Genomic DNA, 25,836 nt, shown 5'->3' with positions numbered 1-25,836 from the left:
CTGCGGTTCGCCGGATAAGTTGCTGTCGCCATGCCGAGACCGATCAGCGTGTTGCCGTCGCGCATGGAACGCGGCTTGGGATTGCGCCGCGACCAGCCGAATTTATCGGCCCCCTTTTCGTAACACTCGCGCAGCGACTTGCTTGACCACGGCTTCTTTTCCTGCGGTTCCATCTCGGCGTAATTCTTCAAACGGAACGCGAGCGGGTCCATGTTCAACTGGTAGCTCATTTCGTCCATCGCGGATTCGAGCGCAAACGAGCCGCTCGTTTCGCCGGGCGCGCGCATGAACGTCGGCGTGCCGACATCGAGTTTCACCAGCTTGTGCGTGGTCGCCTGATTCGGCACGGCGTATGACATGCGCGTGACGATGGCCGAGCTTTCGTTCCAGTCCTCGAAGGTCGAGGTGGTCGATATCACGTCGTGACGCATGCCGGTGAGCGTACCGTCGTCGCGCGCCGCGACCTGGAAATGCTGATCCGTAAACGGCCGGTTGCCGACCATGCCGAACATTTGCGGACGCTCAAGCACGAGACGAACCGGCCGCCCGGTTTGTTTCGCGGCCATTGCGGCGAGCACGACATGCGACCATGCCGAGCCCTTGCATCCAAATCCGCCGCCGACGAACGGGCAGAGTACGCGCACGTTTTCTTCCTTGATGCCGAGCGTTTTCGCTACCGCGCCGCGTGCGCCGGAAACGCCTTGCGTGGCATCGTAGAGCGTGAGGTTGGGGCCGTCCCAGCGAGCGAGCGTGGCATGCGGCTCCATCGGATTGTGGTGTTCGTTCGGCGTGGTGTAGACAACGTCGAGGCGAGTAGGACCCTGACGCAGACCGGCAGCCACATCGCCGCGTTGCGTATTGATCGGCCGGCCCATCATTTTTTCCGGCGGGTAGGCGCTGCCCTTCGCGCGCTGATAGTCCGCGTTCGGCGTCGCGGCTTCGTAACGAATCGATGCTTGCAGCTTGCGCGCGCCATCAGTTGCGCGTTCCAGCGTATCGGCAACGACGACGGCTACAGGCTCATTGCTATAGCGCACTTCATCGGTTTGCAGGAGCGATAATCTGCGCACGGCCGGCGGCTCGGCATTGGGTTTTCCGCCATTGGGCAGGCGCATCGCGGTCTCGTGCGTCATCACAAGCAGCACGCCGGGCATCGCTTGTATGCGCGCGGTATCCATTGAAGCCACCCGGCCATGCGCGATCGTGCTCGTCACCAGCACCGCATGCGCGAGCTTCGCTTCGGGGTTATCGGCGGAATATTTCGCCTGGCCCGTGACTTTCAGAAGACCGTCAGTGCGGTCGAGCGGTTGTCCAAGAACACTCATGCCACACCTCCTGCAGTCGCTCCTGCAGTCGACACCGCGCGGATAATCGCCCGCTGCGCCAGTGCAATCTTGAAGCCGTTGTCGCGATAACTGCGCGCGTCGCGAACGGCAAGCGCTGCTGCACTACGCAACGTGTCGGGTGATAACGGCTGGCCGGTGAGCGCTTGTTCAGTCGCCGTGGCACGCCACGGTTTGTGCGCGACACCGCCCAGCGCGATGCGCGCGGTCCTCACTGTGTTGCCGTCCATTTGCAATGCGGCGGCCACCGACACCAGCGCGAACGCGTAGCTCGCGCGGTCACGTACCTTCAGATAGTGCGAGTGCTGCGCGAAGATCGGGGGCGGCAGGTCGACCGACGTAATCAGTTCGCCGGGTTGCAGGGTGGTATCGACTTCTGGATGATCGCCTGGCAAGCGATGAAACTCCGCGAACGCAATCGACCGTTCACCTTGGGGGCCGTTCACGCGCACCACGGCATCGAGTGCGGCGAGCGCCACGTTCATATCGGATGGATTCGTCGCGATGCATTGCGCGCTCGCACCCAGGATTGCGTGGATGCGGCTGTTGCCTTCTATCGCCGCGCAGCCGCTTCCCAGAGTGCGTTTGTTGCATTGGGGAAAGCCGGTGTCATAGAAGTAATAACAGCGCGTGCGTTGCATCAGGTTGCCACCGACTGTCGCCATGTTGCGCAATTGGGCCGATGCACCTGCAAGGAACGCCTGCGACAACAGCGGATAACGTTCGCGAACCCACGTGTGGTTCGCGGCGTCGCTGTTGCGAACCAGCGCACCGATCCGCAGGCCGCCGTCGGGCAGTTCGCTCACCGTGTTCAAGCCGGCTATGTGCGTGATGTCGACGAGCTTTACCGGTCTCGCGACACCGCCTTTCATCAGGTCGAGCAGATTCGTTCCGCCGCCGATAAACGCAACACCCGGCTGCTGCGCTGCCTTGATCGCCGCGCTCACATCAGTGGCGCGTTCGTAAGAAATGGCATCCATGTGCGCTCCTAAGCTTTATTGATCGCGACGGTCTTCACCGCCGCGACAATGTTCGGATACGCACCGCAGCGACAGATATTGCCGCTCATGCGCTCGCGGATTTCATCGTCGGAGAGTTGGGGCGGACGGTAGCGGACATCGGCGGTCGCGGCACTCGCGTCGCCGGCGCGAAATTCATCCATCAGTGCGGTTGCCGAACACAATTGGCCGGGCGTACAGAAACCGCACTGGAAGGCGTCGTGATCAATGAAAGCTCTTTGTATCGGACTGAGAGTGAGCGTCTGCGCGTTGGCGAGCCCTTCCACTGTGACGATCGAATCGCCATCGTGCATGACGGCGAGCGTCAAGCACGAGTTGATGCGGCGACCGTTCGCGATCACCGTACACGCGCCGCACTGGCCGCGGTCGCAGCCTTTTTTCGTGCCGGTAAGGCTCGCATATTCGCGCAATGCGTCGAGCAGGGTCGTGCGCGCTTCAAGCTGCATGTCGTACGCATGGCCGTTGATGGTCAGCTTCACGGGCATCAGCGGCGCGGCGGTGTTGGGCGTTGGCGGCGGCGGTGCGGAAGTTGCCGCCGGTTGCTGCGCATGGGCGAGCGGGGCGGCGGTGACGGCCGCCGCTGCCGCCGCGGATTGAAGGAACCTGCGGCGAGACGGTTTGATTGCTTCGGATGGTTCGTGGTCTGGGTTGCTCTTATTGGGGACGTTTATGTGGCGCATGGCGATATAAAGCTCCTCGCTCGATCGAGTGAGCGCTGTGTTTGGCTGGACGCGTCGGGGGAGGCGGCGTGTCTGGCTGACAGAGGCGCTGGCGCCATTCGCTTCGGTCTTGCGGGGTGCAAGCCAATGAGGCGAATGGCGACGATCGGAGTCAGCAAAACCAATGCCATCGACGAATGCCGCGCGCTTACGGTGTTTGCCGCTCAGGATTGCAGGTAAGGGCTACATTCATCGGTAAATCGAGACGCTTGGCGGAGGCAGTCGGCCTTAGGCAAGCTGTTCGATTAGGTTACCGTGGGCTTACTTTTCATTGAGTCCTGGTGCGCTGTGCGCCGAACCTTGTACGCTCAGGCAGCATGCAACTCGCTTGTATCGACGCGTTGACACTCCACGGTGTAATGTATAGGATTGATTGTAGCAACGCGTTGATACACAGGAGAGGGATATGGCGATTCAAACCGTAAAACGATGGGGTAACAGCCTCGCGGTGCGCATCCCGTCCAACCTTGCTACCGAAGCCTCGCTCACTGAGGGCCAGGAAGTCGATGTTGAGGTCCAGGATGGCCAACTGCTCGTGCGCGCACACAGCGCCATTCCGCGATTTTCGCGCGAGCGCCTGATTCAGCAGTTTAAAGAGGGCAAGCTCCAGCGCCACGACGAAGTTGATTTCGGTGATCCGGTTGGTGATGAATGGGGTGGCCCGCAAGACCCGACACGTGAAGGTATCGAATGAAGAACGGAATACCGGATGCCGGCGATGTGGTCAGGTTGCACGTCGGCCCATCCAAAGGTAATGAACAGGAAGGCTATCGTGCGGTCCTGATCATCTCCGATTCAGTCGTGAACGAGATCACCGGCCGCTTCACCGGTCTGCCCATTACCTCCACTGTGAGAGAGTGGGCGACCGAGATTCCGCTCAAGAGCCTCAAGCGCCCAGGCGTGGCCCTCGTCGATCAGATTCGGAGCTGGAGCTACATTGCCAGAGAGGTCAACTTCAGGGGCGAAACTGTCACGGCAGAGGAGCTCAACGCGGCCAAATATGCGATTAGATCCTTCCTCCAACTTTGAGCGTACGGGCTTGAAATGAGCCCTGCTTTGTCGAGATAGGCGGCCAAGCAACAGCACCAGGCGCCATGAACTTAAATCAGTCAAGACAAGCACTTTCGAAATCGCCAAAGGGCGGCTAAGTTGAAGTGACCGCATCGACCAGAAATGCAAACTGCCACCTTACGGTGGCAGTTTCACATCGAGAGCACTGAGCTTGCTTACAAATCGTTTGGATACGGCGCCTTGAGCCACTTCGTCGAGAGCTTGTTCAGCGTGCCGTCGCTCTTCGCTTTCACCACGGCTGCATCCACTTCCTTCAGCAAACGCGTCTCGCCCTTGTTCACGGCAACATGATCGGGTGAACTAAAAAGCGCGAATTTCTGCTCGGGCGCGATCGGCGGATTACGCGCAATGATCGTTGCGCCCACGTCGTTGCCCACTACCATCAACTGAACCTGCCCCGACAGAAACGCGGAAATGGCGCCATTCGGGTCGTCGAAACGCTTGATCGTCGCGTCCGGCGGCGCGACCTTCGTCACGCTCAGGTCTTCCAGCGTGCCGCGCGCCACCGAAATCGTCTTGCCTGCCAGATCCTTTTCACTTTTCACCGGCAACGACTTCGGTCCGAACACCGCGAGATAGTACGGCGCGTACGGCCGTGAAAAATCGAGCACTTTCTCGCGCTCCGGTGTCTGGCCCACGCTCAGCAGTACGTCGGCCTTGCCGGTGGCGAGATAAGCCATGCGGTTTTCGCCGGTGATCGGGACAAGATCAACCTTGACTTTCATCGTCTTGGCCAGATAGTCGGCCATCTCAATGTCGTAACCCTGCGGTTTCATATCCGGGCCGATAGAGCCGAACGGCGGATAGTCCATGAATACGCCAACCCGGAGCACGCCGTTTTTCTGCACGGTATCCAGGGCATCCGCGTGAGCGAAGGGGGCCGTGACCGCCAAGGGCACGGCGAACGCCGTAGCCACGAAGAGGCGCCGGGCAAGGCGGGAAAGGCGAGTCGTCATGATGTGGCCTTGAGCAGAAAAGTCGGAGAGCGGGGTCGGGATTCACCTCGCGGGATTTACTCGTGGTATCCACTCGACATCCCGGAGCGCTACCTAAAAGTACGTATCCGTGCACGTGAAAGCAGGTAAGAGCACGTGAAAGCACTGTAGGCAGGCCAAAAACCCGCAACAATCGAAATCTGCTCATGCCAGCCATGACTGGCATGCATGGCTGAAGATGCTGTCACTGATGCTATTTGATCAGCGCCAGCGCATCCCTGAAACGCGGATGCCTGCAGCTTCTCAACCAGGCGAAGATCGCGGTTTCCGTGGTGGTGGGAAGCGCTCCTTCACGCTGTGCTCTAGCCAGCGCGATTGCCTTATTCTCCGGGGCGCGTGAACCGACTGCATCGGCGATCAGCTCCACCGTATAGCCGAGTTTCAGCAAGCCGTTCACCGTCAGCAATACGCAAACATGCGCTTCGCAACCGGCCACGAAGAGGACCGTGTCCTTCGATGGCAACGCCGCCACGAAGTCCGGGCACAGCGTGGCATCGAATGTATGCTTCTCGATCAAGCGATGCCGTTCTCCACATTCTCCAATCAGGCCATCGACGCTCCCGCCAAGCCCGCGTGGATTCTGCTCGGTGACAATTATCGGGATATCGAGCATATCGGCAGCTTTCACCAACGCCAGACAGCGCCTCAGCACAGCCGCGCCCTTATCGATATGCGGCATCAATTTCGCCTGCATATCGATAACCACAAGCACCGGATCAGGCTTCACTTTCCATGATCCGGTCGATCAACCGCGCGTTTTCGCCCGCCGATCCAATGCCCTCGTGCTTGGCCATCGGGATGAAAAAATGCGTCTTCACGTTCGGCAGGTTTGCACGATCGAGCCATTCCGTCAGATGCCGGGTGAGCCTTTGTGCGGGGACATCGACTTCGGCGCGTAACGCGGACGGCAACTGGCTGAGATAGCGCACTTCAGTCTGATACGGCTCGGGCGCGACGCACAACGCATCGGGGCGGCCATCGGGATCTGCGGGCAGGCGTTGCAACGCCTCGCGCAGTAATGCAACGCCCAGGCCTTCGCCGCGCCACGGTTTCCTCACTTCCCACGTGCTGATATACACCACCCGATGCGTATTGAACACGCTGCACAAGCGCTCGGGCCCAAGCGCTTCCGTGGCGGCCAGCGCGAGAGAGAGCATCTCGCCGGAGTAGGTATCGAGGACATAAACCAGATCCGCGCTGCTCTGGATGGGCGGGACTTTCACGAGTTTCAATTCGACCGCCGCCGCGACGATGTCCGTGCCCGCCTCGTGAAAAACCGCGAACGCGGTGCCGAGCCGCTCGTCGTCGACCTGCGGATATTCATGCCGGTATGTCATGGTCAGCAGGAACGGGCCGATTTTTTCCCGATACGCCAACGGCTTGTCGACGTCGTAATCGCTCGTGCCTTCGAGCCCGTAGGGGTCGTAGTCCTTCGCGGCCAATGCCGGCTCCCGATCCGCAGCAGCAGCCACTTTCAACACCACGGCCGGCCGGCGCGACTTGGGCACCAGGTCTTCCGGCAAACCTTCCCAGCTCAGGCGGAGAAATTCGCGAGCGCCACGATAGTGCGTTTCGAACAACGACGCGACCGGCGTCGCTTCGAACGGCGCAAGAATGCGCTCCGCGGATTCGAGCGCACGATCCATCAATTGATCAGCTTCAGCGGGTTCGGGTACGTGCCGCGTGCCATCGTTATCTGCGCCACCATTGGCTGCGTGCTGTTGGCGCGCGAGTTCGAGCCATTCGTCGGCGGCCCGTTCAGCTAGAAATCCCGCCGCAATTTGATAACCGGACAGCACGATCGACTTGCCCGTATCTCCAAGCGGGAACACGTACTGGTCGGTCATGACATCCGCGACGTGCACGTTTTTGTAATCCTTGCGCGCAGACGGCGCGTTCTCCACGGCGTCATAGCGCTCGTGCGACAGCACATAGGCTGCGAGATCGGGAGCGGCCGGTGTCGCATACGGCCCGGTCGCGACAGCAGGCGTCGCGCCGGAGGGGAGCAGAGCCAGCAGGGATACGTGCTTCATGAGTGCCATCTCCGTCTCGTGGGGGTGTCATCGTAGCAAAATCGCGCCTTTTTGCACGTCGCGAAGCCGATGCGGCGCGCCGGTTGCTACCTCGCGGATTGCTACTAAGATTGTTGCCATGCCGGCTGCTGCCAGGGCGGCAGGATCCTGCAAGCCAGTAGTAGATAACAGATACCAGATTATAGGGAGGCTGAGATGAACGACATGATTCAGAACACCGGTCAGGAAGTTCGACATGAAGGGGGCTGCGCGTGCGGTGCATGGCGCTTTACGGCGACGGCGGGGCCGAATCGCGTCGGTCTTTGCCACTGCATGACATGTCGCCGCGTGCATGGTTCGGCGTTTGGCGCGTACGCGGTTTATGCGGAGGAGCAGGTCACCATGTCGGGCGCGACCAAAGCCTGGCAAAGCTCCGTTGATGCCCGCCGCCACTTCTGCCCGGTGTGCGGGTCGGTCGCCTACATGGCATACGTCAACAATGACGAAATTGACTTGCCGATTGGCGCCTTCGACGAAACCGGTTTCCTCGACCCGTCGTATGAACTCTGGTGCATCCGCCGCGAGCCTTGGCTGTCCGGCGATGGACGGCAGGAATATCCCGAGGACCGCCCCTGAAGACCAGTCCCAGGCGCGCCGGATTGCGAGACCCATACATCGCCAGATGAACCTGCCTTTTTTCACCATTGGTCATTCGACGCGTCCGCTGGCGGAATTTACCGGCTTGCTGAAAGAAAGCGCGATAAACATGCTGGTCGATGTCCGCAGCATTCCCAGATCGCGGACCAATCCGCAATTCAACCAGGACACTCTGCCAGCTTCGCTGTGTGCAGAGGGGATTGCCTACATGCATATTGCGGCGTTGGGCGGGCGGCGCAGCAAGCGCAACACGGAGCAACCCTCACCGAACACCTACTGGACCCACCCGGCCTTCCGCAATTACGCCGACTACGCGCTGGGCGAACCTTTCCGCGAAGCGCTGCAGGAACTGCTAGACCTTGGTCACGCACGGCGCTGCGCGATCATGTGCTCGGAAGCCGTGTGGTGGCGATGTCATCGGCGGATCGTGGCGGATTATCTGCTCGCGCGAGGCGAGACCGTGCTGCACATCATGGGAGCGCATCAGGTCACGCCCGCGACGCTTACGCCGCAAGCTTTGCCGCAACCCGACGGCACCGTGATCTACCCCGAATCAAGCGCAAAACCGGGGGCGATGCCGAATTGACAGTCGCCTGGCACCCGATGCATAAGCAGAAGGCAATCGTTTGCCTATGCTGGAACTGCGCCCGTCGCGCCGTGTCGGACAAGAGGTTTGACCATGAGGTTTGAGCATGAGGCTTGAGCCAAGAGAGATCATCTCGAACCCTGTATCCGCGCGACACGATTTTTTCCGTACCAGCCAGGAGCCACAAGCCATGAGCAAGCATCCGATAGCCGGCAGCGACAAGTCGCAACCCGAAGGCGCACGTTGCCTCGGCGCATGCAATCCGGAAGAAAAAATCGAAGTAGTAGTGATGCTTCGGCGGCAAAACGAGGACGCATTCCGGCAGTTGATGCAAAAGATCAATACCGGTGCCGCCGACGCCGCACCGGTTTCTCGCGAGGATTTCGCCAAACGCTTCGGGGCATCGGCCGCAGATGTGGCCAAGACTGAAGCGTTCGCGAAGGCGCATAGTCTGAGCGTAGTCCGCGCCGATGCAGGCTCGCGCAGCGTGGTGCTGTCAGGCACCATCGCCCAGTTCAGCGCGGCCTTCGGCGTCAAGCTGGAGCGCTTCGAACATCACGCGATTGGCGAGTATCGCGGGCGCACGGGACCCGTGAACGTGCCGGACGATATGAAGGACACGGTGACCGCCGTGCTGGGTCTGGACAGCCGCCCGCAGGCGCGCCCGCATTTTCGCTTCCGGCCGCCGTTCCAGACGGCGCGCAGCGAATCCAGCACCTCGTACACGCCGCTCGATCTCGCGCGGCTCTACGACTTCCCGAGCGGCGACGGCAGCGGCCAGTGCGTCGGCATTATCGAACTGGGCGGGGGGTATAGCGCAAGCGACCTGAGCGCCTATTTTTCACAATTGGGCGTGGCCCAGCCGAACGTGGTTGCGGTCGGCGTCGACCAGGCCAAGAACTCGCCGACGGGCAATCCGAACGGACCTGACGGCGAGGTGACGCTGGACATCGAAATTATCGGCGCGATTGTGCCGGGCGCGCGCATCGCGGTGTACTTCACGGCCAACAGCGACGCGGGGTTTATCGACGCCGTGAACCGCGCGATCCACGACGATACCAACAAGCCATCGGTCATCTCGATCAGTTGGGGCGGCCCGGAAACCAACTGGACCTCGCAATCGCAAAACGCCTTCGATGAAGTCCTGCAATCCGCCGCGGCACTGGGCGTGACCGTGTGCGCGGCCTCCGGCGACAGCGGTTCGAGCGACGGCGCCGCGGACGGCCAGAATCACGTCGATTTCCCGGCCTCCAGCCCGTATGTGCTCGCGTGCGGCGGGACGCAACTGCGGGCGTCGAAGAGCGGCATCAGCAGCGAAGTAGTGTGGAACGACGGCGACCAGGGCGGCGCAACCGGTGGCGGCGTGAGCGCCGTGTTTGCGCTCCCGGTCTGGCAGAAAGGCTTGAGCGTCACGCGGGCCAGCGGCGGCAAATCGGCGTTGACCAAACGCGGCGTACCCGATGTCGCAGGCGACGCGTCGCCGATCACCGGCTACGATGTGATCATCGGCGGGACGCAGACGGTCGTGGGCGGCACGAGCGCGGTCGCGCCGCTGTGGGCAGGGCTGATCGCCCGGATCAACGCGGCGGCGGGCAAGCCGGCGGGTTTCCTCAACCCGAAGCTGTACGGTGCGAAAACCGCGGGCAACGACATCACGAAGGGAAACAACGGCAGCTTCGAGGCGTCGGCGGGATGGGACGCGTGCACGGGGCTCGGCAGCCCGGACGGCGCAAAAGTCGCGGCTGCGCTGAAGTAGCGGTTGCGGTTGATTGGTTCAGTTTTGACAGTGCTATGACGATGGGCCAGGCAAGAACTCCAACAACACCGGCAAGGGAGCAATCATGACGAACTCCAGTTCAGCGGCGAAAAAGTCTTCAACCACCTCTTCAACCCCGCCTTCATCCGGGGCTTCAACTGGGTCCTCAACCGGAGCTTCAACGGCGGGGGATCAGCCCTACTTCGATCCCACCGCTTACGGCAACGGTCCCGATGATTCCATCGACGCGACCCAGACCGATGAAAGCGCCGCCATCACGCATCACTCGGCCGTCATAGGCGGCAAGACGATCGACTACACGGCCACCGCCGGGCATCTTGTGATCGTCGATCCAAGCAGTTCCAAGCCGGACGCGAAGTTGTTCTACGTTGCGTTCACGCAGGATAACCAGACTGAAGAATCGCGCCCGGTCACGTTTTTCTATAACGGCGGACCGGGCTCGTCGTCGGTATTCGTGCTGCTTGGATCCTTCGCGCCGCAACGCATCAAGACCTCCACGCCCGCGTTCACACCGCCCGCGCCCTACCAGATGGAGGACAACCCGGACAGCTTGCTGGACAAGAGTGACCTTGTGTTCATCAACCCGGTTGGCACCGGTTATTCAGCGGCCATTGCGCCGAACAAGAATCGCGATTTCTGGGGCGTTGACCAGGATGCGAATTCCCTCAAGCAATTCATCAAGCGCTTCCTGACGAAAAACAATCGCTGGAATTCGCCCAAGTTCCTGTACGGAGAGTCGTACGGCACGGCGCGCAGTTGCGTGCTCGCATACCTCTTGCACGAGGACGGCGTGGACCTGAACGGCATCACGCTGCAGTCATCAATTCTCGACTACACGCAATCCGGCAATCCGGTGGGCGCGTTGCCGACCGCCGCCGCCGATGCCTGGTTTCATCGCAAGCTGGGTGTGCATCCGCGTCCGACCGATCTACTGACGTTCGCCGAAGAGGTCGCGCAGTTCTCGCGCACGGATTACCTCGCGGCGCTGCGCAAATTCCCGCAGACGGACAACGACACCGTGGAGAAGCTGTCCGAATACACGGGCATCGACAAAGCCACGCTGATTGCGTGGAGTCTCGACGTCGCTTCTTACGACAGCCGCGGCAACTCGCTCTTTCTCACCACGTTACTCAAGTCCAAAGGCGTGGCGCTAGGTTCCTACGATGGCCGCGTGACCGCTATTTCAACGGGTATCGCGGGCAAGATCGATCCGAACTCCGGCGGCAACGATCCCACCATGACAGCGGTGACCGGCGTTTATACGGCAATGTGGAACGAGTACCTGAACGAGAAGCTGAAGTTCACGTCCACGTCGTCGTTCACGGATCTCAACGATCAGGCTTTTGCCAACTGGGATTTTCATCACACGGATCCGACCGGCGCCCAGAAGGGGGTGGACGCGCAGGGCAACATCATCCTCTACACGGCCGGTGACCTGGCTGCGGTGATGGCGCTCAATATCGACTTGAAGGTGTTGTCGGCGAACGGGTTCTACGACTTCGTGACGCCGTTCTACCAGACGATCATCGACCTGCAGGAAATGCCGCTCATCGATAAAACCGTGCGGGAGAATTTGACGGCGAACTTCTATCCGTCGGGCCACATGATCTATCTCGACGGCGGTTCGCGCACGCAATTGAAGGCGGATCTCGCGAAGATGTATCAGGCTGCGACAACCGATCATGAAGCCATGGGCCGGATTCGCGCACTGCAGCAACGCAAGATTGCGGCGAAATAGCGGGCAATTGCCGAGGGTTTAAAGCACGGCTTTTAAGCCCGGCATTGGCGGGAACACAAGTTGCGAACGGACGAACGAGCGTATGTGGAATGCGCCACTTCAACTGCACACTGGAGTTTCCCCCAAATGCCGACCTCGAAGAAGAATGTGGGCGCCGCTGCGCCCTCAAACAACACCAGCGCAGTTGCGCGGACACCCTCACAAAACAATACCAATCCCAAGCTCGACAGTCTTGAGCAGTTCCGCTCGGACGCGACGAATCAAGCGCTGACGACCAACCAGGGCGTCAAGGTTTCTGATAATCAAAATACGCTAAAAGCCGGTCCTCGCGGACCCTCGCTGCTCGAAGATTTCATCATGCGTGAAAAAATCACGCACTTCGATCACGAGCGAATTCCCGAGCGCATCGTGCACGCACGCGGTTCAGCCGCACACGGCGTGTTCAAGCCATACAAGGCGCATACGGACCTGACGAAAGCAGCATTCCTGCTGGACCCGGCCAAGGAAACACCGGTGTACGTACGATTCTCGACGGTGCAGGGTTCACGCGGTTCCGCGGACACCGTGCGCGATGTGCGTGGTTTCGCCGTCAAGTTCTACACCGACGAAGGCAACTTCGACTTGGTCGGCAACAACATGCCCGTGTTCTTCATTCAGGACGCGATCAAGTTCCCCGACTTCGTTCATGCAGTCAAACCCGAACCGCATAACGAAATGCCGCAAGGCGGCTCGGCCCACGATACGTTCTGGGACTTCGTCTCGCTCGTGCCGGAGTCCGCGCACATGGTGTTGTGGACCATGTCCGATCGCGCCATCCCGCGCAGCCTGCGCACTATGGAAGGGTTCGGCATCCATACGTTTCGTCTGGTGAATGCCGAAGGCAAGGGCAGGTTCGTTAAATTCCACTGGCGTCCGACCATTGGTTCGGCCTCGCTCTTGTGGGACGAAGCGCAGAAGCTGGCTGGCAAGGATGCGGATTTTCATCGGCGCGATTTGTGGGAAGCGATCGACATGGGCGACTACCCGGAATGGGAACTGGGCGTACAGATTGTGGAAGAGGACGACGAACATTCGTTCGACTTCGATCTGCTCGATCCGACCAAGATCATTCCAGAAGAAACCGTGCCAATCACCATGCTCGGCAAACTCACGTTGAACCGCAACCCGGATAATTTTTTCGCGGAAACGGAACAGGTGGCGTTCTGCCCCGGGCATATTGTGCCGGGCATCGACTTCTCGAATGATCCGCTGCTTCAAGGCCGTTTATTCTCGTACACGGACACGCAGATCAGCCGCCTCGGTGGTCCGAATTTTCACGAGATTCCCATCAACCGCACCATCGCGCCGATGCACAACAACCAGCGCGACGCGAAACACCGGATGACGGTGAATCGCGGGCAAGCTTCGTATGAACCCAATTCCATCGATAGCGGCTGGCCAAAGGAAACCGAACCGGCGGCGACTGGCGGCGGCTTCGAGACCTATCCGGAACGCGTGGATGCCGTGAAGATCCGCCAGCGCAGCGAGTCCTTCGCCGATCACTATTCGCAAGCCACGCTGTTCTGGAACAGCATGACGAAGCCGGAAAAGGATCACATTGTGGGCGCGTATTCGTTCGAGTTGAGCAAGGTCGAGCGCAAGTTCATCCGCGAACGGCAGCTTGGGATCCTGGCGAATATCGACAGCGAACTGTGTGCGCGTGTTGCCGATAATCTCGGCCTGCCTGCGCCGAAAGCAAGCGCGAGCGCGGCAGAATTGGGCAAGTCGTCGCTGGCTGCGTCGCCGGCGTTGAGCATTGTGGCGAAGGCCAAACCGTCGGTGAAGACGCGCAAGGTCGCCATTCTTGCCGCGAAGGGCGCAGATGTCGCCACCATCAAGGCGATCAAGGAGGCGCTGGCCGCCGAAGGAGCGCATGCGAAGGTGATCTCGCCGCAGCTCGGCACGTTGGGCGATGGCGTGGAAGTCGATGCAACCATTCTCGCATTGCCATCGATCATGTTTGACGGCGTGGTGGTAGCCGGGGGTGCGGCGAGCGCGAAGCTCCTGTCTGAATCCGGCGATGCCCGCCACTTCGTACTCGAATCGTTCAAGCATCTGAAGGCGATTGGCGCGGTGGGCGACGGCGAGGACGTGCTGGCCGCCGCGCATCTGCCAACCGGCGACGAAGGCATCAGCGTAGGCAGCGACACGAAGAATGTGATGAAGGCGTTTATTGCGGCGTTGTCGAAACATCGCGTATGGACGCGCGCCGAAAAGGCGGAAAGCGTGCCGGCGTGATGGACGCTGACTACTACGATGTGTGAGGGGAATCCACGGAGGATGACATGGTCAAGACAGCATTGTGGGTCCGGTTAGAAGCAAAACCCGGCAAGGAGAAAGAGGTCGAGGCGTTTTTGCTGGGCGGCCTTGCGCTGGTCGAGCAGGAACCTGCCACGACCGCGTGGTTCGCGCTGCAGTTGAACGCGAGCACGTTCGGAATCTTCGATGCCTTTCCCGATGAAGCCGGTCGCGACGCGCATCTTTCCGGCAAGGTCGCCGAAGCGCTGATGGCGAAGGCGGGCGACCTGTTCGCCTCGCCTCCGCAGATCATGAAGATCGATGTACTGGCCGCCAAGCTGCCGGGCTGAATTTACGCGACGCGTGGGTCATTTGCTGCGGCGTCGAGCGAGCGCCGCAGCAACCTCACGGCAAACCTCACATCGCTCAATGATGGTCGTTGAAATCCGCACGGGGCTTCGGCGTCGCGGGCATCTTCGCGTATTGAAATTCCGGCAGCGCCTTGATTGCCGCTTTCGTCGCACCCGCCAATACGATCTTGCCGCTGACTATATCGAGTTGCTCGATAGGAATGGCGACGTCGTGATGCGAGACGCCGGCAAACTGGCTGGCCGCGACAATCGCAAATGACACCGACTTGTCTGGCGCCACGATGATGTCGTGAATCACGCCGACCCGGTCGCCGTTCTCATTGACGACCGGCTTGTTGAGGATGGATTTCCTGACACTCCAGCCGCCGAGGATGGCTGTGGATTCCTCCACGCTGATGCCGAGCGTCTGCGAGCCGGCAACTTGCGCCTGCGAAGGAAGGGCGACTTGAGCGAGCGCTGCTGCAAGTAGCGCTGCGATGAGTTTCGTCTTCATGTGTGTCCTCTTGCGCGAGTGAATGAGCAGGCAGGCGGCGCGCGCATGCACGGCTGCGGGCTGGAAGACCGGAGACATGCCTGCGCCGACCGCCGGAAATACCATCGGGCTAAGCGTTGATAGCTGATGGTCACGGGTGGAGCGTTTTACGATTAAACGAAGACTAAGCTACAACTAAGCCACGACTAAGCGAAACGAAAGCGAACGAGCATGCTTGCGTCCACAACGAACCTCGGCGCCTGATCGATCAGGTTGAATATTGCGTAGCCCGGATAGCTCCTTGAAGCGATGTGACACTGATGTGTCATGGTTTCGCAATGAGTGAGCTGATTGGATACGCAACAGAACCTTGCTGAATGTTAGCGGTGAAATCAGTTTCTGTCAGAGAACAACTAGCGGGGGCAACGGCTGCTTGGGGGGGCTTAGACAGGGCGGACAGAAATAGAGGCGGCGGCATGCCGGTCTTTTCATGAAGTGCGGATCTTGCTGCTTGTAATATTGAAACGGAGCGAGCCGCACCATGGCGGCTCCCTTGATCGGCTCAACTCATCGGCTTAATTTAACTAAAGCGTTAATTTCACGCGACGGCGGCCGAATCATTCATGTCGCGCTTAGTGCCCGAAGTACACCGAACGTGTTGACTCGGGTTGCGCCATCGGGGTGCTGCGCATGCCGGCGGCGTACGAACTATCAGTCGGCGAGCCGTACGACGTTGCCATGACGCCGCGGTTCGCTTCCACGCGTTGCTCTGCTGCCTGGGTCTGCGCTGGGTAGGTGGTGTGATCGCCTTCTACGTTATAGCCGGATTGTTCCATCTGAAGCAGATCGGCCTTGACTGCAGGGCGGCTTACCGTGTCCGCGTCTTGCGCATAAGCGAATGCCGGTGCGCCCAGCGCCGAAGCCAGCACGATTGCGGGAACCAGTGACTTGAACATGATGGAATCTCCTCTCTTATGTGTGTCGAGTTTGTTCCAGGACCAATGAGGTCATGCTGAACAATCTCAACACTGAAGTGTAGGTAAGTAAGTGTTGTTGCATTACCCGTGAATCTGTCGAAATAGTATTGTGTGTCTCGCAACAATGAATTAATGAATGCACTGGATCGGTGCGAATGCTGGACTGATTAACCGTCCGGTTAATGACCAGGCTTACGGTTTTGTCAGCGATGCAACTCAAGCAATCACCGGCGCGATCGCCTGCATGATCGTTAGCCCGTCAATGTGACTGTGTCATTTGGGCAGACTGATCGTTTCAACTTCGCTAATTGGCGTGGCCCCTCGTATTTGCGACACTAGCGCTCCTTTCAAGGACGCGTGTCCAGCGTCGTACGCAGGCAATCACCCATGAGTTGGCTAAGGACACACGCAAGGACAAACGCAAGGACACACGTCGCGACACAAAGCATCACGGCGTTGCATCAGGCAATCGTGTTCGCGTGCCTGCTGGCACTTTCCATTGCAGTCAACGCCGCAACGCCCAAGCCGTTTATCGTGGGGGCGGTGCCGGGCGCGTTGCCGCCGATGGAAATGAACGATCCGGATGATGCCGGTTTGGACGTTCGCGGTGTCTCTGCTGATTTCGCGCAACGCGTGGCCATCGCGTTGCAAAGGCCGCTCGAATGGCGGACCTTTCCTGACCGTCCTGCCATGATGGACGCGCTGCGTCATCATCGGATCGATGCCGCGCCCAGTGCGACCGGCAATGACGCAGGACCGGCGCTGCGTTATAGCCGGCCTTATGTCGTGACGAAGCAAGTCTTCGTTGAACGGCGCGTGGCGGGCCGTCTCACAGGACGTGTTGCTTATGTAGAGCAGCAAACGTCGGCGCAACGGCTGCACGATGCTTATCCCGCGCTGCACGCTGTAGGCTATCGCGATACGCTGAGTGCGCTGCTGGCCGTTTCGCTCGGCGATGCCGACGCGTTTGTGGGCGACCTGGCCACGGTGGGTTACACGATCGACCATCTGGACCTGGTGAGCCTCACCATCTCGGGCTTTGCAGCATTCGACGAAGCCGGCTACAGCTTCGCCTTCGCCGCCGACGCCGCAGGTGACTTGCAGCGTCAACGCGTGGATGCAGCGCTCGCCGCGCTGCCGCCCCGCTTTCTGCTGGAGGTGCGTGCGCGGTGGGCTGCTGCTGCCGCGGTGACGTTCAACCGGCCGCTTACGTTGAGCGATGCGCAACGAGCGTGGATAACCGCGCATCCGGTGATCGACTACTCCATGTATGCAGACGCTGCGCCCATGACATTCCGCGATTCAAGGGGTAAGCCCGCGGGTCTGGCAATCGATATGCTTGGCGCCATTGGCGCCCTCACGGGCCTCAGCTTCGAAGGCCGCCTGCACGGTTCGATAGAGCGTGTGACCGATGACCTGGGCGACGGCCGCGCGAGCCTGATCGCCTACGGGCTGAGCGCCGGGAACATCCCGCCGCAGTTCGCGCCAAGCAAACCTTATGGCGAAGGCGTGCTTGTGATCCTGACGCGGGCAGGAGCGGAGCCGCTACGCGACGCGCAGGCGCTGGCGGGAAAACGCGTTGCGCTTTGGCGCAATCATGCGCTCATGAGCATGTTGCGCGAGCGCATGCCTTCGGTGCGTATTGTGGAGACATCGCCGATTAATGGCCAGTTCGATGCCGTGGTGAACGGCCAGGCCGACGCCACCATCATTGACCTGACCTTCGCCAACTATGCGGTCGGCAATCCGTATCGCAACAAACTCGTCATCACGGGCGCGTTCTCGAATCAGCCCGTGCAGCACGGTTTTATCATCGCGCGTGATCAGCCCATGCTGCTGGAAATCATGAACCGCGCGATCGAACACATGCAGCCGACGGAGCTCGACGCCATCCGCCGCCGCTGGATGCTGGTCGAGCACCCGGAGAGCCAGTGGGAACGGCGGCGTCCGCAAGTCATTTTCGGGGCGCTGCTGGGTGCGGCCCTGCTGACGTTGTTGATCGGCTGGGGCGTGTCGTTGAAAGCGCAGATCGCACGCCGGCGGGCGGCCGAACATGCGATGCGCGCGGCCAAGGAAGAAGCCGAAACCGCGAATCGCGCAAAGTCGACGTTCCTCGCCGCCATGAGCCACGAAATCCGTACGCCGATGAACGCCGTGCTCGGACTTCTCGAACTCGAATTGCGCAGCCCGGGGGACCGCGCGTCGACTGAGCGGGCGCTCGGCACGGCGCATCAGGCGGCACATGACCTGCTTGGAATGATCGACGATATCCTCGACATGGCGAAGATCGAAGCCGGGCGCCTCGTGTTGACATCGGCGCCGCTGGAATTTGGCGAGTGGGTGAAAAGCGTGGCGGCGATTTATGAGCCGGCGGCGCGCAGCAAAGGCGTCGCGCTTGCGGTGCGCGTGCGTGGCCGTCAGGAGCATGAGCACGTGTGGGTGATGGCCGACGCGCTGCGCCTGAGGCATCATTTTTATCGTCTGCTTGTATCCATGGCTGTCCATATGAAATAATTAAATTGAGTTAAATCAATGACCTATGGCTTTGGTCCATCCGGTGGTGTCCGGTAAGTTCCCCGGCGAGCCCATCTCAGGGTATGGGGAAAAGTATGGGGTTTTTTAGGGTACTGAAAATGCCAGCGTTGACCGAACTAGCACTCAAAGCCATCAAGCCGGTTTCGGACGGCACCACGATAAGCGACGGCGGTAACCTGATAGGGAAGGTCAGAGTGAGGGCGACAGGCCTTGTCGTGGTGAGCTTCGTGTACCGCTACAAGAGGGGTGGCAAGCTTCGGGACTTATCGTGCGGAACGTGGCCTGCGGTATCCCTAAAAAGCATCCGCCTTGCCCGTGACGCCGCCCGCGGTCTGTTGGCGCGAGACATCGACCCCGTCGAACAGAAACGGGTCGAAAAAATGGAAAATCGCGCGGCCGTTGCTGCACGCATTGCCGCCGCGGAGCAAAAGCTCGCGCGTTTGACGGTGCGCCAACTCTTTGAGCGGTGGGCGGCACTAGAACTAGCGACAAGGAAAGACGGCGGAGAGGAAACGAGTAGGGGTTTCCGCAAAGATGTACTCGACGCCATCGGCGATCGGTATGCGGATGAAATCAAACGTGCTGATCTGATGATGGTGTTAGACCGGGTGAAAGCAAGGGGCAGACTACGACTTGCGAACCGCATGCTGGCGGAACTCAGACAGATGTTTTCGTTTGCATTGATGCGCGAGATGGTATCGACCAACCCCGCCTCTATGATTCAAAAAAAACATGCTGGCGGCGCAGAAGTGGAGCGGGACCGTGTACTTACTGAGGATCAGATTAAAGCGCTACCCGCCGCGCTTAACTCCGCACATCTTCCGGACTCAACCCAACACGCCGTGTGGGTCGTACTCGCAACATCCGTGAGAATTGGCGAACTGATCAAGGCGCAACTCGCTGATATCGACTTGGACAAGGCCGAGTGGCGCATCCCAGCATCGAACGCCAAGAACGACGACGCGCACCTGATTTTCTTGTCTTCCTTCGCGCTCTTTCATATGCGCGCTCTGGTCGGCTCGACTCCTAGCAAGCGGTGGCTTTTGCCCTCGCGTGAAGACCCGGACCAGCACATCGATACAAGGTCCATTACTGCGCAAATCAGAGATAGACAACTTCGATTTTATGATCGCGCGGCACATCGAAAGCGCACCCGCAAGGAGAGCGCGCTCGTCTTAGGTGACGAGAAGTGGACGCCGCATGATTTGCGACGCACCGCTGCCACGCTCATGCAGAGTCTTGGTGTATTGCCGGCGGTGATTGAGGCGACCTTAAACCACAGAGAGCAAAATCGGATGGCACGGATTTATCAGCGTTACGACTACGCGAAAGAGAAAGCCAAGGCATGGCACTTGATCGGGGAGCGGTTAGAAGTACTGTCGAATCGGGATATCAACATAGGGGAGTCGTTTGCAATGGAGTGAAGCGGGCAGCAGATGCCGCTTGAGTGCGAAATGTTTCCGGATCGGATCGAGGCACGAGAGAGGTCTCTGTGTGGGTTTAGGATCGCGAAAGTCGCGCATACGTCGCGCGCGTTCACGCGTCGGTTGACCACTGTTCTCTGCGCGATTGTTCAGTCGGGCTGCCGTTTTGACGAACACGTGCTTCAGGTTCGCAAGTTCTGAAAAATCTCGGCTTTTTGTCGCAGGATGTCGATCTCGGCACCATGCTTGTCGATAAAAATTTCTCCATGATTACACCGTCCATAGCCGATCTGACTATGTGAAGGCAAAGCACACTCGGCGCGGACTCGCACAATATGCGATAGACGCTCACCGTAGACCGAGCGCGGTTAAATTCAAGGACCTACGCCATCGCAAGTTGCGGGCTGAGAGATCCGTCGCGGCGCTTCAGAGTGCATGTCACAATCGAAAATAATCACTGTCGGCGTCGGCTGCCTGAGGTGCGAGAGAGTATTCCCGTCCATGGACAGCCTCAGCCTGCGTGCAGCGTATCTGCGCTCGCAGTGCACAACACATCGAATTCGCGATGCACAACGCCACCCTGCACTTGAACGTGTCTTACAGAAAGATATCTGGACTGCTAATTGTTATTAGCAGACAAGCGTTTAATGGGTAAAATTGCGGTATTTCTACTTCGCGTCTGTCCCCGAGCTAATGATCTGCTTTAATTCGCGGGTTTTTACGTACTTGCCGACCGACGAGCGGACGGGGAGGGCGCTTGGCTAATCAAGCGCAACAGCTCACGCTGCCGACCCCACGCACGTACACACGCACAGACTTCGCAGCGCTACGCGCGTTCATTCAGCACATCGCACCTTCAGTCATTGCGCACCGGTATTACGACCCGGATGATCGCGAGGCCTCGCCGCAAGCGGCGACCGCCGATGCAATGGAGCGGTTTCTGCGCACCATGCTCGATGATCTCGTCCAGCTTGCGCTGCGCAACGGGTCGGCCGCGCTCGCGTCGCACCTGAAAGCGTCGATCAAACAGCACGGCAGTGCGAAGCTCACCGCGGTCACCTTGCGGATGGTCGAACAGGCCTCGGCACTGGCTGCCGCGTCCCCAGCGGCGGATCATCATGTGGGTCTGTGGCTACGGCCACTGGTGACCAAACGACTGATGGCCGAGCGGATGACGACACTCGGCGAACTCATCGCGTATTGCAATTCGCACGGCGGCAGTTGGTGGCGCTCGGTGCCACGGATCGGCGCGCACCGAGCGAGCGTCCTTGTTGCTTGGCTGCGTCGGCACGAGCAGGCGCTCGGGATGCGAGTTGCTGACGATGTAGATGCGGGTCCGCTCGCGCCAGCGGTAGGCTTGGGCAACGTTGTCGTGGTCGGCGGTTCGATCGACGCGCCACTTTTGGCACCGTTCGAACGCCTAGCCATCCCGACCGCATTGTCGGGTGAACACGGCACCAACCGCGCGCGTGAGTTCGCGTTCATCCGGGCGGACCACGACCTGGCCGCAGTCCATGCCTATCTGAATCGTTACCGCGATCGGCCGCCGACGTTGCGGGCGTACACGCGTGAACTCGAGCGTCTGGTCCTGTGGCTCGTGATCGTGCGGGGCGTCGCGCTCTCATCAATGACGGTCGGGGACTGCGAGGCGTACAAGGATTTCTTGAAGGCGCCGATTGTCAGCTTTGTGGGTCCGAAACGCTCGCGCGCCAGCGGCCGGTGGCGACCCTTTACCCCCGAGGGCTTGTCGCCCGAGAGTCAGGCGTACGCGGTGCGCGCGATTCGCGCGGCGTTCGCGTGGCTCACCACCGTGCGTTATCTCGCCGGCAATCCATGGAGTGCGGTGACGGATCCGGCGACGATCACACGCGAGGTCGAGGTACAGGTCGAGCGGGCGCTGTCCACTGATCTGTGGACCCGGGTGCGCGCAGAGTTGGATGCCCGATGTATGGACGCCCGATCAAACGGCGAGGATCTGGGCGGCTTGACGCCAAGTGAGGAAGAAGCGCGCCAGTGGCGCATCGCGCGCGCGGCCATTTTATTGATGGGAGCTCGGGCGTGCGGCGCGACGAAGCGGCCAACGCGCGTCGTGAAAACTTGAGTGTCGCTGTTGTCACGGCGACCGGTTCGTCGACTGACTCGTCAACCAGCTCAGCGGCCGAGCAGCGCTCGGTGTGGGCGCAGGGCGTCATTGGCAAACGCCGCAAGCAACGCACGGTACCGGTGAGCGTGGCGACCGTCGCCGCGCTGCGTGCGCACTGGGCGGATCGGGAACTGGACTTTGATGCAGCGTGGGCCGAGGGTCCCTTGATCGCACCGGTGGTGATCAACCGGACCGATGCTTCGCTGGCGAAGCATGGCGACGCATCGGAAGGGACGGGCGCGGCCGTCCACCAGATTCATGCACCCTACGCGGCAGATGCACTGGCGAGACTCGTGCGCGAAGCCATCCGACGCATCGCGGAAGCATTGTTGCGCGAAGGTGCACTGTCACACGATGCGCACGTCAAACTCCTGGCCACCTCGGCGCACGCGTTCCGGCATACCTTTGGTACGCAGACGGTGGCCCGCGGCATGCCGATCGATGTGGCGCAACGCATCCTGGGTCACGCGTCACTGCAGACGACGTCGATCTATGTGCGAGCGGAGCGGCAACGCATGCTGGATGAAGCGGCGAAATATTATTCGGAAGACGCGAGGTAGTCCGCATCGGTGAACTTAATGAAGAAGCAAGAGCATGGCGCTCTTCCGAAACCAGCATTGCTGCAACAAGTGCGTTTGCTGCGTAAGGTATCCTCCGGCTCGGCACGCATAGCGGCGCTTACTTTAATCAATGGAGAACGACAAACATGAACAAGCAGGAACTGATCGACGCAGTGGCAAGCGAAGCGGGCATCGCGAAATCGGCAGCAGAAGAAGCGATCAACGCATTCCTGGATACCGTGACGAACGCGGTGGTTAGGGGCGATGCGGTTCAATTGATCGGGTTCGGGTCGTTTAGCATGGGCGCGCGTGCCGCGCGCGCCGGGCGCAATCCGAAGACCGGCGAACCGCTTCAGATAGCTGCGTCAAAGACCGTCAAGTTCACCGCCGGCAAAGCATTTAAGGACGCGGTGAACAAGTAGGGCGCTGGATGGGTTTTCGGCTTGGTAAAGACCGGCGTCATTGCCGAGTGCGCAAGGTGCAGCGAAAAGCGAGCGCCCTGACGGTTCAGGGCTGGAAAGGATGATCGCCCAAGGTATCCACCTGCGTGGCCCAGCGCAGCGATCCATGCGGGGCCACGATCCTCATCGAGACGGTGTCCGACACTCCACTTTGCTGAACCTTGTGATTACGCGAGAGCTGTAACAGCCCGAACGGCTGATCGCCATTTACTTCGCCGAATTGACGTCGAACTCGCTTTCGTAGTGGTGGACTATGTTCGGGTCGCTCAGGATGTGGTCGCTACCAACTTGCAACGGCACGAAGTTGGTCGACCGCACATAATCCGGGCGCGGCTTTTCCACATCGGAGGGACGATTCGCGACCGGGTTGTACACGATATACACTTGCCAGCGGTCGTCACCAGAAAGATTATGGCCCGACGAATGCACGATATTGGCATCAAAGAACACGACCGTTCCCGGCGCGCCGATGATCGGTACCGCTCTCGGATGGGTTGATAGGACTTCGAGCATCGTTGCCTTCGGTACGACGTAAAAACGGTATCCGGTCGCGTCATCGTATGCGGGTTGCAGCGAGCCGAGCTTATGGCTTCCGGGGACAAAGTACAGGCAGCCGCCCATTTCGGTTGGCTCATCGAGCATGACGAGCGCGGTGGTCATCGTCGGATTCGGCACGCCATCGATGTGCCACGTTCCGAAGTCTTGATGCCATTGCCACACCGAACCATCGATGGCGGTTTTGAGGTTGCACTTTGTGTGATGAATGTAAAGCGCCCGATCCTTCAGTAACTGCTGCGCCGGCTCGAGCAGTCGGGGCGCGCGTGATACCGCGTGAAACACGGGCGATGCCGTTGGACTTTCCGTTTCGTGCACCTTGTAGATCGTCTTTGCAATGCCGCCGTTTTTCTCGCGCACTAGATGATCCGTATCAACATGCTGGATACGCTTCAGCTCGCGCTTCATTTCCCGCACTTCCTCGCTGGACAGCAAAGACGGCAGCACGACGAAGCCATCGCGCGCATAGGCGGTCTGTTGGTCATCACTAAGTTTCACGATGGATGTCTCCTAATTGATCTCTTGGAGATGAATCGTAGTGGCATCGTAAAGCGATGTAAAAGATATAATAAGTTCGCTTTCAGTACCTTAAAGGTATGACATGGAGCTTCGTCATCTGCGCTATTTTCTGGCTGTCGCACAAACCCTGAACTTCACCAAAGCCGCCGAGCACTTGCACATGGCGCAGCCGCCGCTGAGTCGCCAGATTCGCGAACTCGAAGACGAGCTGGGTGTGGAACTGTTCGACCGGCGCGGCAAGCGCGTGACGTTGTCGTCGGCAGGAATGGTGTTCGCGGATCGCGCCCGGCGCATTCTGGCATCGGCGGACGCTGCCGTGATCGACTCACAGCGTGCCGCGCGCGGCGAGATCGGGCGCCTTGCGGTTGGCTTCTTCGAACACATCGCGTACACGCTGTTGCCCGAGCTCATTCGCGAATTCGCGCAGCGCTTCCCCGATGTATCCATCGAGTTGCGCTGGTTCACGGCCGCCGAACAGGTCAACGCGCTCGCGCGTGGAGAAGTCGATGTCGCCTTCGTGCGCGCCGTGCCCGCAGATTCGAACCTGACATCCACGATGATCCTCCGTGAGCCGTTCGTCATTGCTATTGCAAAGGACAATCCGCTTGCCGCGAAACGCACTATTTCGATCGGCGATTGCGCGGACATGCGCGTGATCAACTATCGCAAGGATGTCGCGCCCGACTACCACGCGATTATCAATCACCTCTGCGCGCTGGGCGGCTTCACGCCATCGCCGTTATTTGAAATGGGACAGATCTACGCATCGCTCGGACTCGTGAGCTCGGGATTTGGCATTGCGCTGGTGCCGGCCTCGGTCCAGCGTGTGCACATGGATAACGTGGTGTACCGGCCGCTTCGCGAACGTCACGCGGTGAGTGAATTGCTGCTCGCGTGGACGAATCCATCGCCGCCCGCAGTGATGACCGCATTTGTTGAGCTCGCGCGCAATATTGCCGAGCGTCCAGGCAAGCGGAGGAAGAGTGCGTAGAACCGAGATAGTGGGGCAGCCATTTGTGGCGCGAGCAATAGGGGGTCTCGACGCCTTTCACCGACGTCTTCAAGATTTGGCTTAACGAGCATGCTTGGGTAACAGGTGGTTAGGTGATGGGCGAACCCGATCCGACGGTTGACATGGCGGAGGGACTCGCCATTGAATGATCCGCGCCGGGCAGAAATCGGGCCAACTACGGCCGTTCGGCAGCACCGTTGCCCGGGCATTCGAACGTCGACTTCACACACACAACCGACATTTTCAAGTGGCCGCTCAGGCCGCTTTATGGAAAAGCTGTTCTAAGAGGGTTGCCTCAAAATAGCTCGCGTCATCGGTCTTCCGTTTTAACGGCTGCCTGCATTTCATGGGGATTAGCACGCACATATCCCGGTGTCCGTTCACATCCGACCTGGAAGCCGTCGTCGCGATATCGCGCTTGGTTTGTATAGGATCTCTACTACTTGACCTCTGTCTGCGATCACCTTGCGCACCGCCTTAGCGGGTGCAATCCAGATTCGCCTGCATGGATTTGCTTGCATTTGCCCACCTTTTGTATATCGTAAAGCTTGCATATTGAAAGTTAAAAAATTTCAATTGAAAGAAAATATCCGGATAAAATGAATTAATTGAA

23 protein-coding genes and 1 pseudogene are annotated in these 25,836 nt (G+C 59.8%); 14 read left to right on the top strand and 10 right to left on the bottom strand.

Annotation, left to right across the window (positions count from 1 at the left end):
- The 3 genes from JWR14_RS32970 to JWR14_RS32960 form a co-directional block, all read right to left on the bottom strand.
- On the bottom strand, window positions 1-1,325 hold a 1,325-nt coding region (locus JWR14_RS32970), incomplete at its 3' end, for a xanthine dehydrogenase family protein molybdopterin-binding subunit (protein WP_299717819.1).
- Window positions 1,322-2,323 (bottom strand): xanthine dehydrogenase family protein subunit M, encoded by a 1,002-nt coding sequence (locus tag JWR14_RS32965; protein WP_299717817.1) that lies wholly within the window; start codon window positions 2,321-2,323, stop codon window positions 1,322-1,324. The genes JWR14_RS32970 and JWR14_RS32965, both read right to left, overlap by 4 nt.
- Before the next feature lie 8 nt (window positions 2,324-2,331).
- Window positions 2,332-3,042, bottom strand: coding sequence for a 2Fe-2S iron-sulfur cluster-binding protein (locus JWR14_RS32960; protein WP_299717815.1), 711 nt, complete (start codon window positions 3,040-3,042; stop codon window positions 2,332-2,334).
- 445 nt (window positions 3,043-3,487) lie between these two features.
- Between JWR14_RS32960 and JWR14_RS32955 the strand changes: the two genes are divergently transcribed.
- The gene (locus tag JWR14_RS32955) at window positions 3,488-3,775 is read left to right on the top strand and encodes an AbrB/MazE/SpoVT family DNA-binding domain-containing protein (protein WP_299717813.1); all 288 of its coding nucleotides are present in this window, start codon (window positions 3,488-3,490) and stop codon (window positions 3,773-3,775) included.
- The gene (locus JWR14_RS32950) at window positions 3,772-4,110 is read left to right on the top strand and encodes a type II toxin-antitoxin system PemK/MazF family toxin (RefSeq protein WP_299717811.1); all 339 of its coding nucleotides are present in this window, start codon (window positions 3,772-3,774) and stop codon (window positions 4,108-4,110) included. Before JWR14_RS32955 ends, JWR14_RS32950 begins: the two co-directional genes overlap by 4 nt.
- Before the next feature lie 197 nt (window positions 4,111-4,307).
- On the opposite strand, the gene JWR14_RS32945 is transcribed toward JWR14_RS32950, so the two are convergent.
- The 3 genes from JWR14_RS32945 to JWR14_RS32935 form a co-directional block, all read right to left on the bottom strand.
- Window positions 4,308-5,111, bottom strand: a complete 804-nt coding sequence (locus tag JWR14_RS32945) for a transporter substrate-binding domain-containing protein (RefSeq protein WP_299717824.1) — start codon at window positions 5,109-5,111, stop codon at window positions 4,308-4,310.
- 229 nt (window positions 5,112-5,340) lie between these two features.
- Window positions 5,341-5,874 carry an isochorismatase family protein gene (locus tag JWR14_RS32940; RefSeq protein ID WP_299717809.1) on the bottom strand — a complete coding sequence of 178 codons (534 nt, stop codon included), beginning with the start codon at window positions 5,872-5,874 and terminating at the stop codon, window positions 5,341-5,343.
- Window positions 5,864-7,180: an inositol monophosphatase gene (locus JWR14_RS32935; protein WP_299717807.1), complete on the bottom strand. Its 1,317-nt coding sequence runs from the start codon at window positions 7,178-7,180 to the stop codon at window positions 5,864-5,866. Before JWR14_RS32935 ends, JWR14_RS32940 begins: the two co-directional genes overlap by 11 nt.
- 195 nt (window positions 7,181-7,375) lie before the next feature.
- On the opposite strand from JWR14_RS32935, the gene JWR14_RS32930 reads away from it, so the two are divergent.
- The 6 genes from JWR14_RS32930 (at window position 7,376) to JWR14_RS32905 (ending at window position 14,544) form a co-directional block, all read left to right on the top strand.
- Window positions 7,376-7,795, top strand: coding sequence for a GFA family protein (locus JWR14_RS32930; RefSeq protein ID WP_299717805.1), 420 nt, complete (start codon window positions 7,376-7,378; stop codon window positions 7,793-7,795).
- A gap of 46 nt (window positions 7,796-7,841) precedes the next feature.
- Window positions 7,842-8,402 (top strand): DUF488 domain-containing protein, encoded by a 561-nt coding sequence (locus JWR14_RS32925; RefSeq protein WP_299717804.1) that lies wholly within the window; start codon window positions 7,842-7,844, stop codon window positions 8,400-8,402.
- Between the two features lie 190 nt (window positions 8,403-8,592).
- Window positions 8,593-10,158, top strand: a complete 1,566-nt coding sequence (locus JWR14_RS32920; RefSeq protein WP_299717802.1) for a S53 family peptidase — start codon at window positions 8,593-8,595, stop codon at window positions 10,156-10,158.
- Between the two features lie 85 nt (window positions 10,159-10,243).
- Complete coding sequence (locus JWR14_RS32915) at window positions 10,244-11,917, top strand: peptidase S1 (protein WP_299717800.1); 1,674 nt, start codon at window positions 10,244-10,246, stop codon at window positions 11,915-11,917.
- A gap of 126 nt (window positions 11,918-12,043) precedes the next feature.
- Window positions 12,044-14,194, top strand: a complete 2,151-nt coding sequence (katE, locus tag JWR14_RS32910) for a catalase HPII (RefSeq protein WP_299717798.1) — start codon at window positions 12,044-12,046, stop codon at window positions 14,192-14,194.
- 47 nt (window positions 14,195-14,241) lie between these two features.
- Entirely contained in the window at window positions 14,242-14,544 is a 303-nt protein-coding gene (locus tag JWR14_RS32905; protein ID WP_299717796.1) for an antibiotic biosynthesis monooxygenase, read from the top strand.
- Window positions 14,545-14,620: 76 nt separating this feature from the next.
- On the opposite strand, the gene JWR14_RS32900 is transcribed toward JWR14_RS32905, so the two are convergent.
- Both JWR14_RS32900 and JWR14_RS32895 read right to left on the bottom strand, forming a co-directional pair.
- On the bottom strand, window positions 14,621-15,058 hold the full coding sequence (locus JWR14_RS32900; protein ID WP_299717794.1) for a PRC-barrel domain-containing protein: 438 nt from the start codon (window positions 15,056-15,058) through the stop codon (window positions 14,621-14,623).
- Between the two features lie 611 nt (window positions 15,059-15,669).
- Window positions 15,670-15,993, bottom strand: a complete 324-nt coding sequence (locus JWR14_RS32895; RefSeq protein ID WP_299717792.1) for a DUF4148 domain-containing protein — start codon at window positions 15,991-15,993, stop codon at window positions 15,670-15,672.
- Between the two features lie 408 nt (window positions 15,994-16,401).
- Here JWR14_RS32895 and JWR14_RS32890 point away from each other — a divergent pair, with 408 nt between their 5' ends.
- Together JWR14_RS32890 and JWR14_RS32885 are read left to right on the top strand one after the other, a co-directional pair.
- Window positions 16,402-18,528, top strand: a complete 2,127-nt coding sequence (locus tag JWR14_RS32890) for a transporter substrate-binding domain-containing protein (protein ID WP_299717790.1) — start codon at window positions 16,402-16,404, stop codon at window positions 18,526-18,528.
- Between the two features lie 119 nt (window positions 18,529-18,647).
- Entirely contained in the window at window positions 18,648-19,973 is a 1,326-nt protein-coding gene (locus JWR14_RS32885) for a site-specific integrase (RefSeq protein ID WP_299717788.1), read from the top strand.
- Here the strand turns inward: JWR14_RS32885 and JWR14_RS32880 are convergent.
- A pseudogene (locus tag JWR14_RS32880) lies at window positions 19,917-20,126 on the bottom strand (hypothetical protein); the annotation flags it as partial. The gene JWR14_RS32885 and the pseudogene JWR14_RS32880 overlap by 57 nt on opposite strands.
- 604 nt (window positions 20,127-20,730) lie before the next feature.
- Here JWR14_RS32880 and JWR14_RS32875 point away from each other — a divergent pair.
- The 3 genes from JWR14_RS32875 to JWR14_RS32870 all read left to right on the top strand — a co-directional run bounded on the left by JWR14_RS32875 (window position 20,731) and on the right by JWR14_RS32870 (window position 23,098).
- Entirely contained in the window at window positions 20,731-22,074 is a 1,344-nt protein-coding gene (locus tag JWR14_RS32875) for a phage integrase family protein (RefSeq protein ID WP_366144623.1), read from the top strand.
- Window positions 22,032-22,676 (top strand): site-specific integrase, encoded by a 645-nt coding sequence (locus JWR14_RS38665; protein WP_366144622.1) that lies wholly within the window; start codon window positions 22,032-22,034, stop codon window positions 22,674-22,676. Before JWR14_RS32875 ends, JWR14_RS38665 begins: the two co-directional genes overlap by 43 nt.
- A gap of 89 nt (window positions 22,677-22,765) precedes the next feature.
- The gene (locus JWR14_RS32870; protein ID WP_299717822.1) at window positions 22,766-23,098 is read left to right on the top strand and encodes an HU family DNA-binding protein; all 333 of its coding nucleotides are present in this window, start codon (window positions 22,766-22,768) and stop codon (window positions 23,096-23,098) included.
- 246 nt (window positions 23,099-23,344) lie between these two features.
- Here the strand turns inward: JWR14_RS32870 and JWR14_RS32865 are convergent, their stop codons facing one another.
- The gene (locus tag JWR14_RS32865; protein ID WP_299717786.1) at window positions 23,345-24,190 is read right to left on the bottom strand and encodes a phytanoyl-CoA dioxygenase family protein; all 846 of its coding nucleotides are present in this window, start codon (window positions 24,188-24,190) and stop codon (window positions 23,345-23,347) included.
- Between the two features lie 103 nt (window positions 24,191-24,293).
- Between JWR14_RS32865 and JWR14_RS32860 the strand changes: the two genes are divergently transcribed.
- Complete coding sequence (locus JWR14_RS32860) at window positions 24,294-25,202, top strand: LysR family transcriptional regulator (RefSeq protein WP_299717784.1); 909 nt, start codon at window positions 24,294-24,296, stop codon at window positions 25,200-25,202.
- The last annotated feature ends 634 nt before the right edge of the window (window positions 25,203-25,836 follow it).

The sequence above is a fragment of the Caballeronia sp. genome (assembly GCF_028292365.1).
GTDB lineage: Bacteria > Pseudomonadota > Gammaproteobacteria > Burkholderiales > Burkholderiaceae > Caballeronia.
The sequence above is the reverse complement of the archived record's forward strand: the minus strand, read 5'-3'. Positions and strand labels throughout refer to the sequence as shown.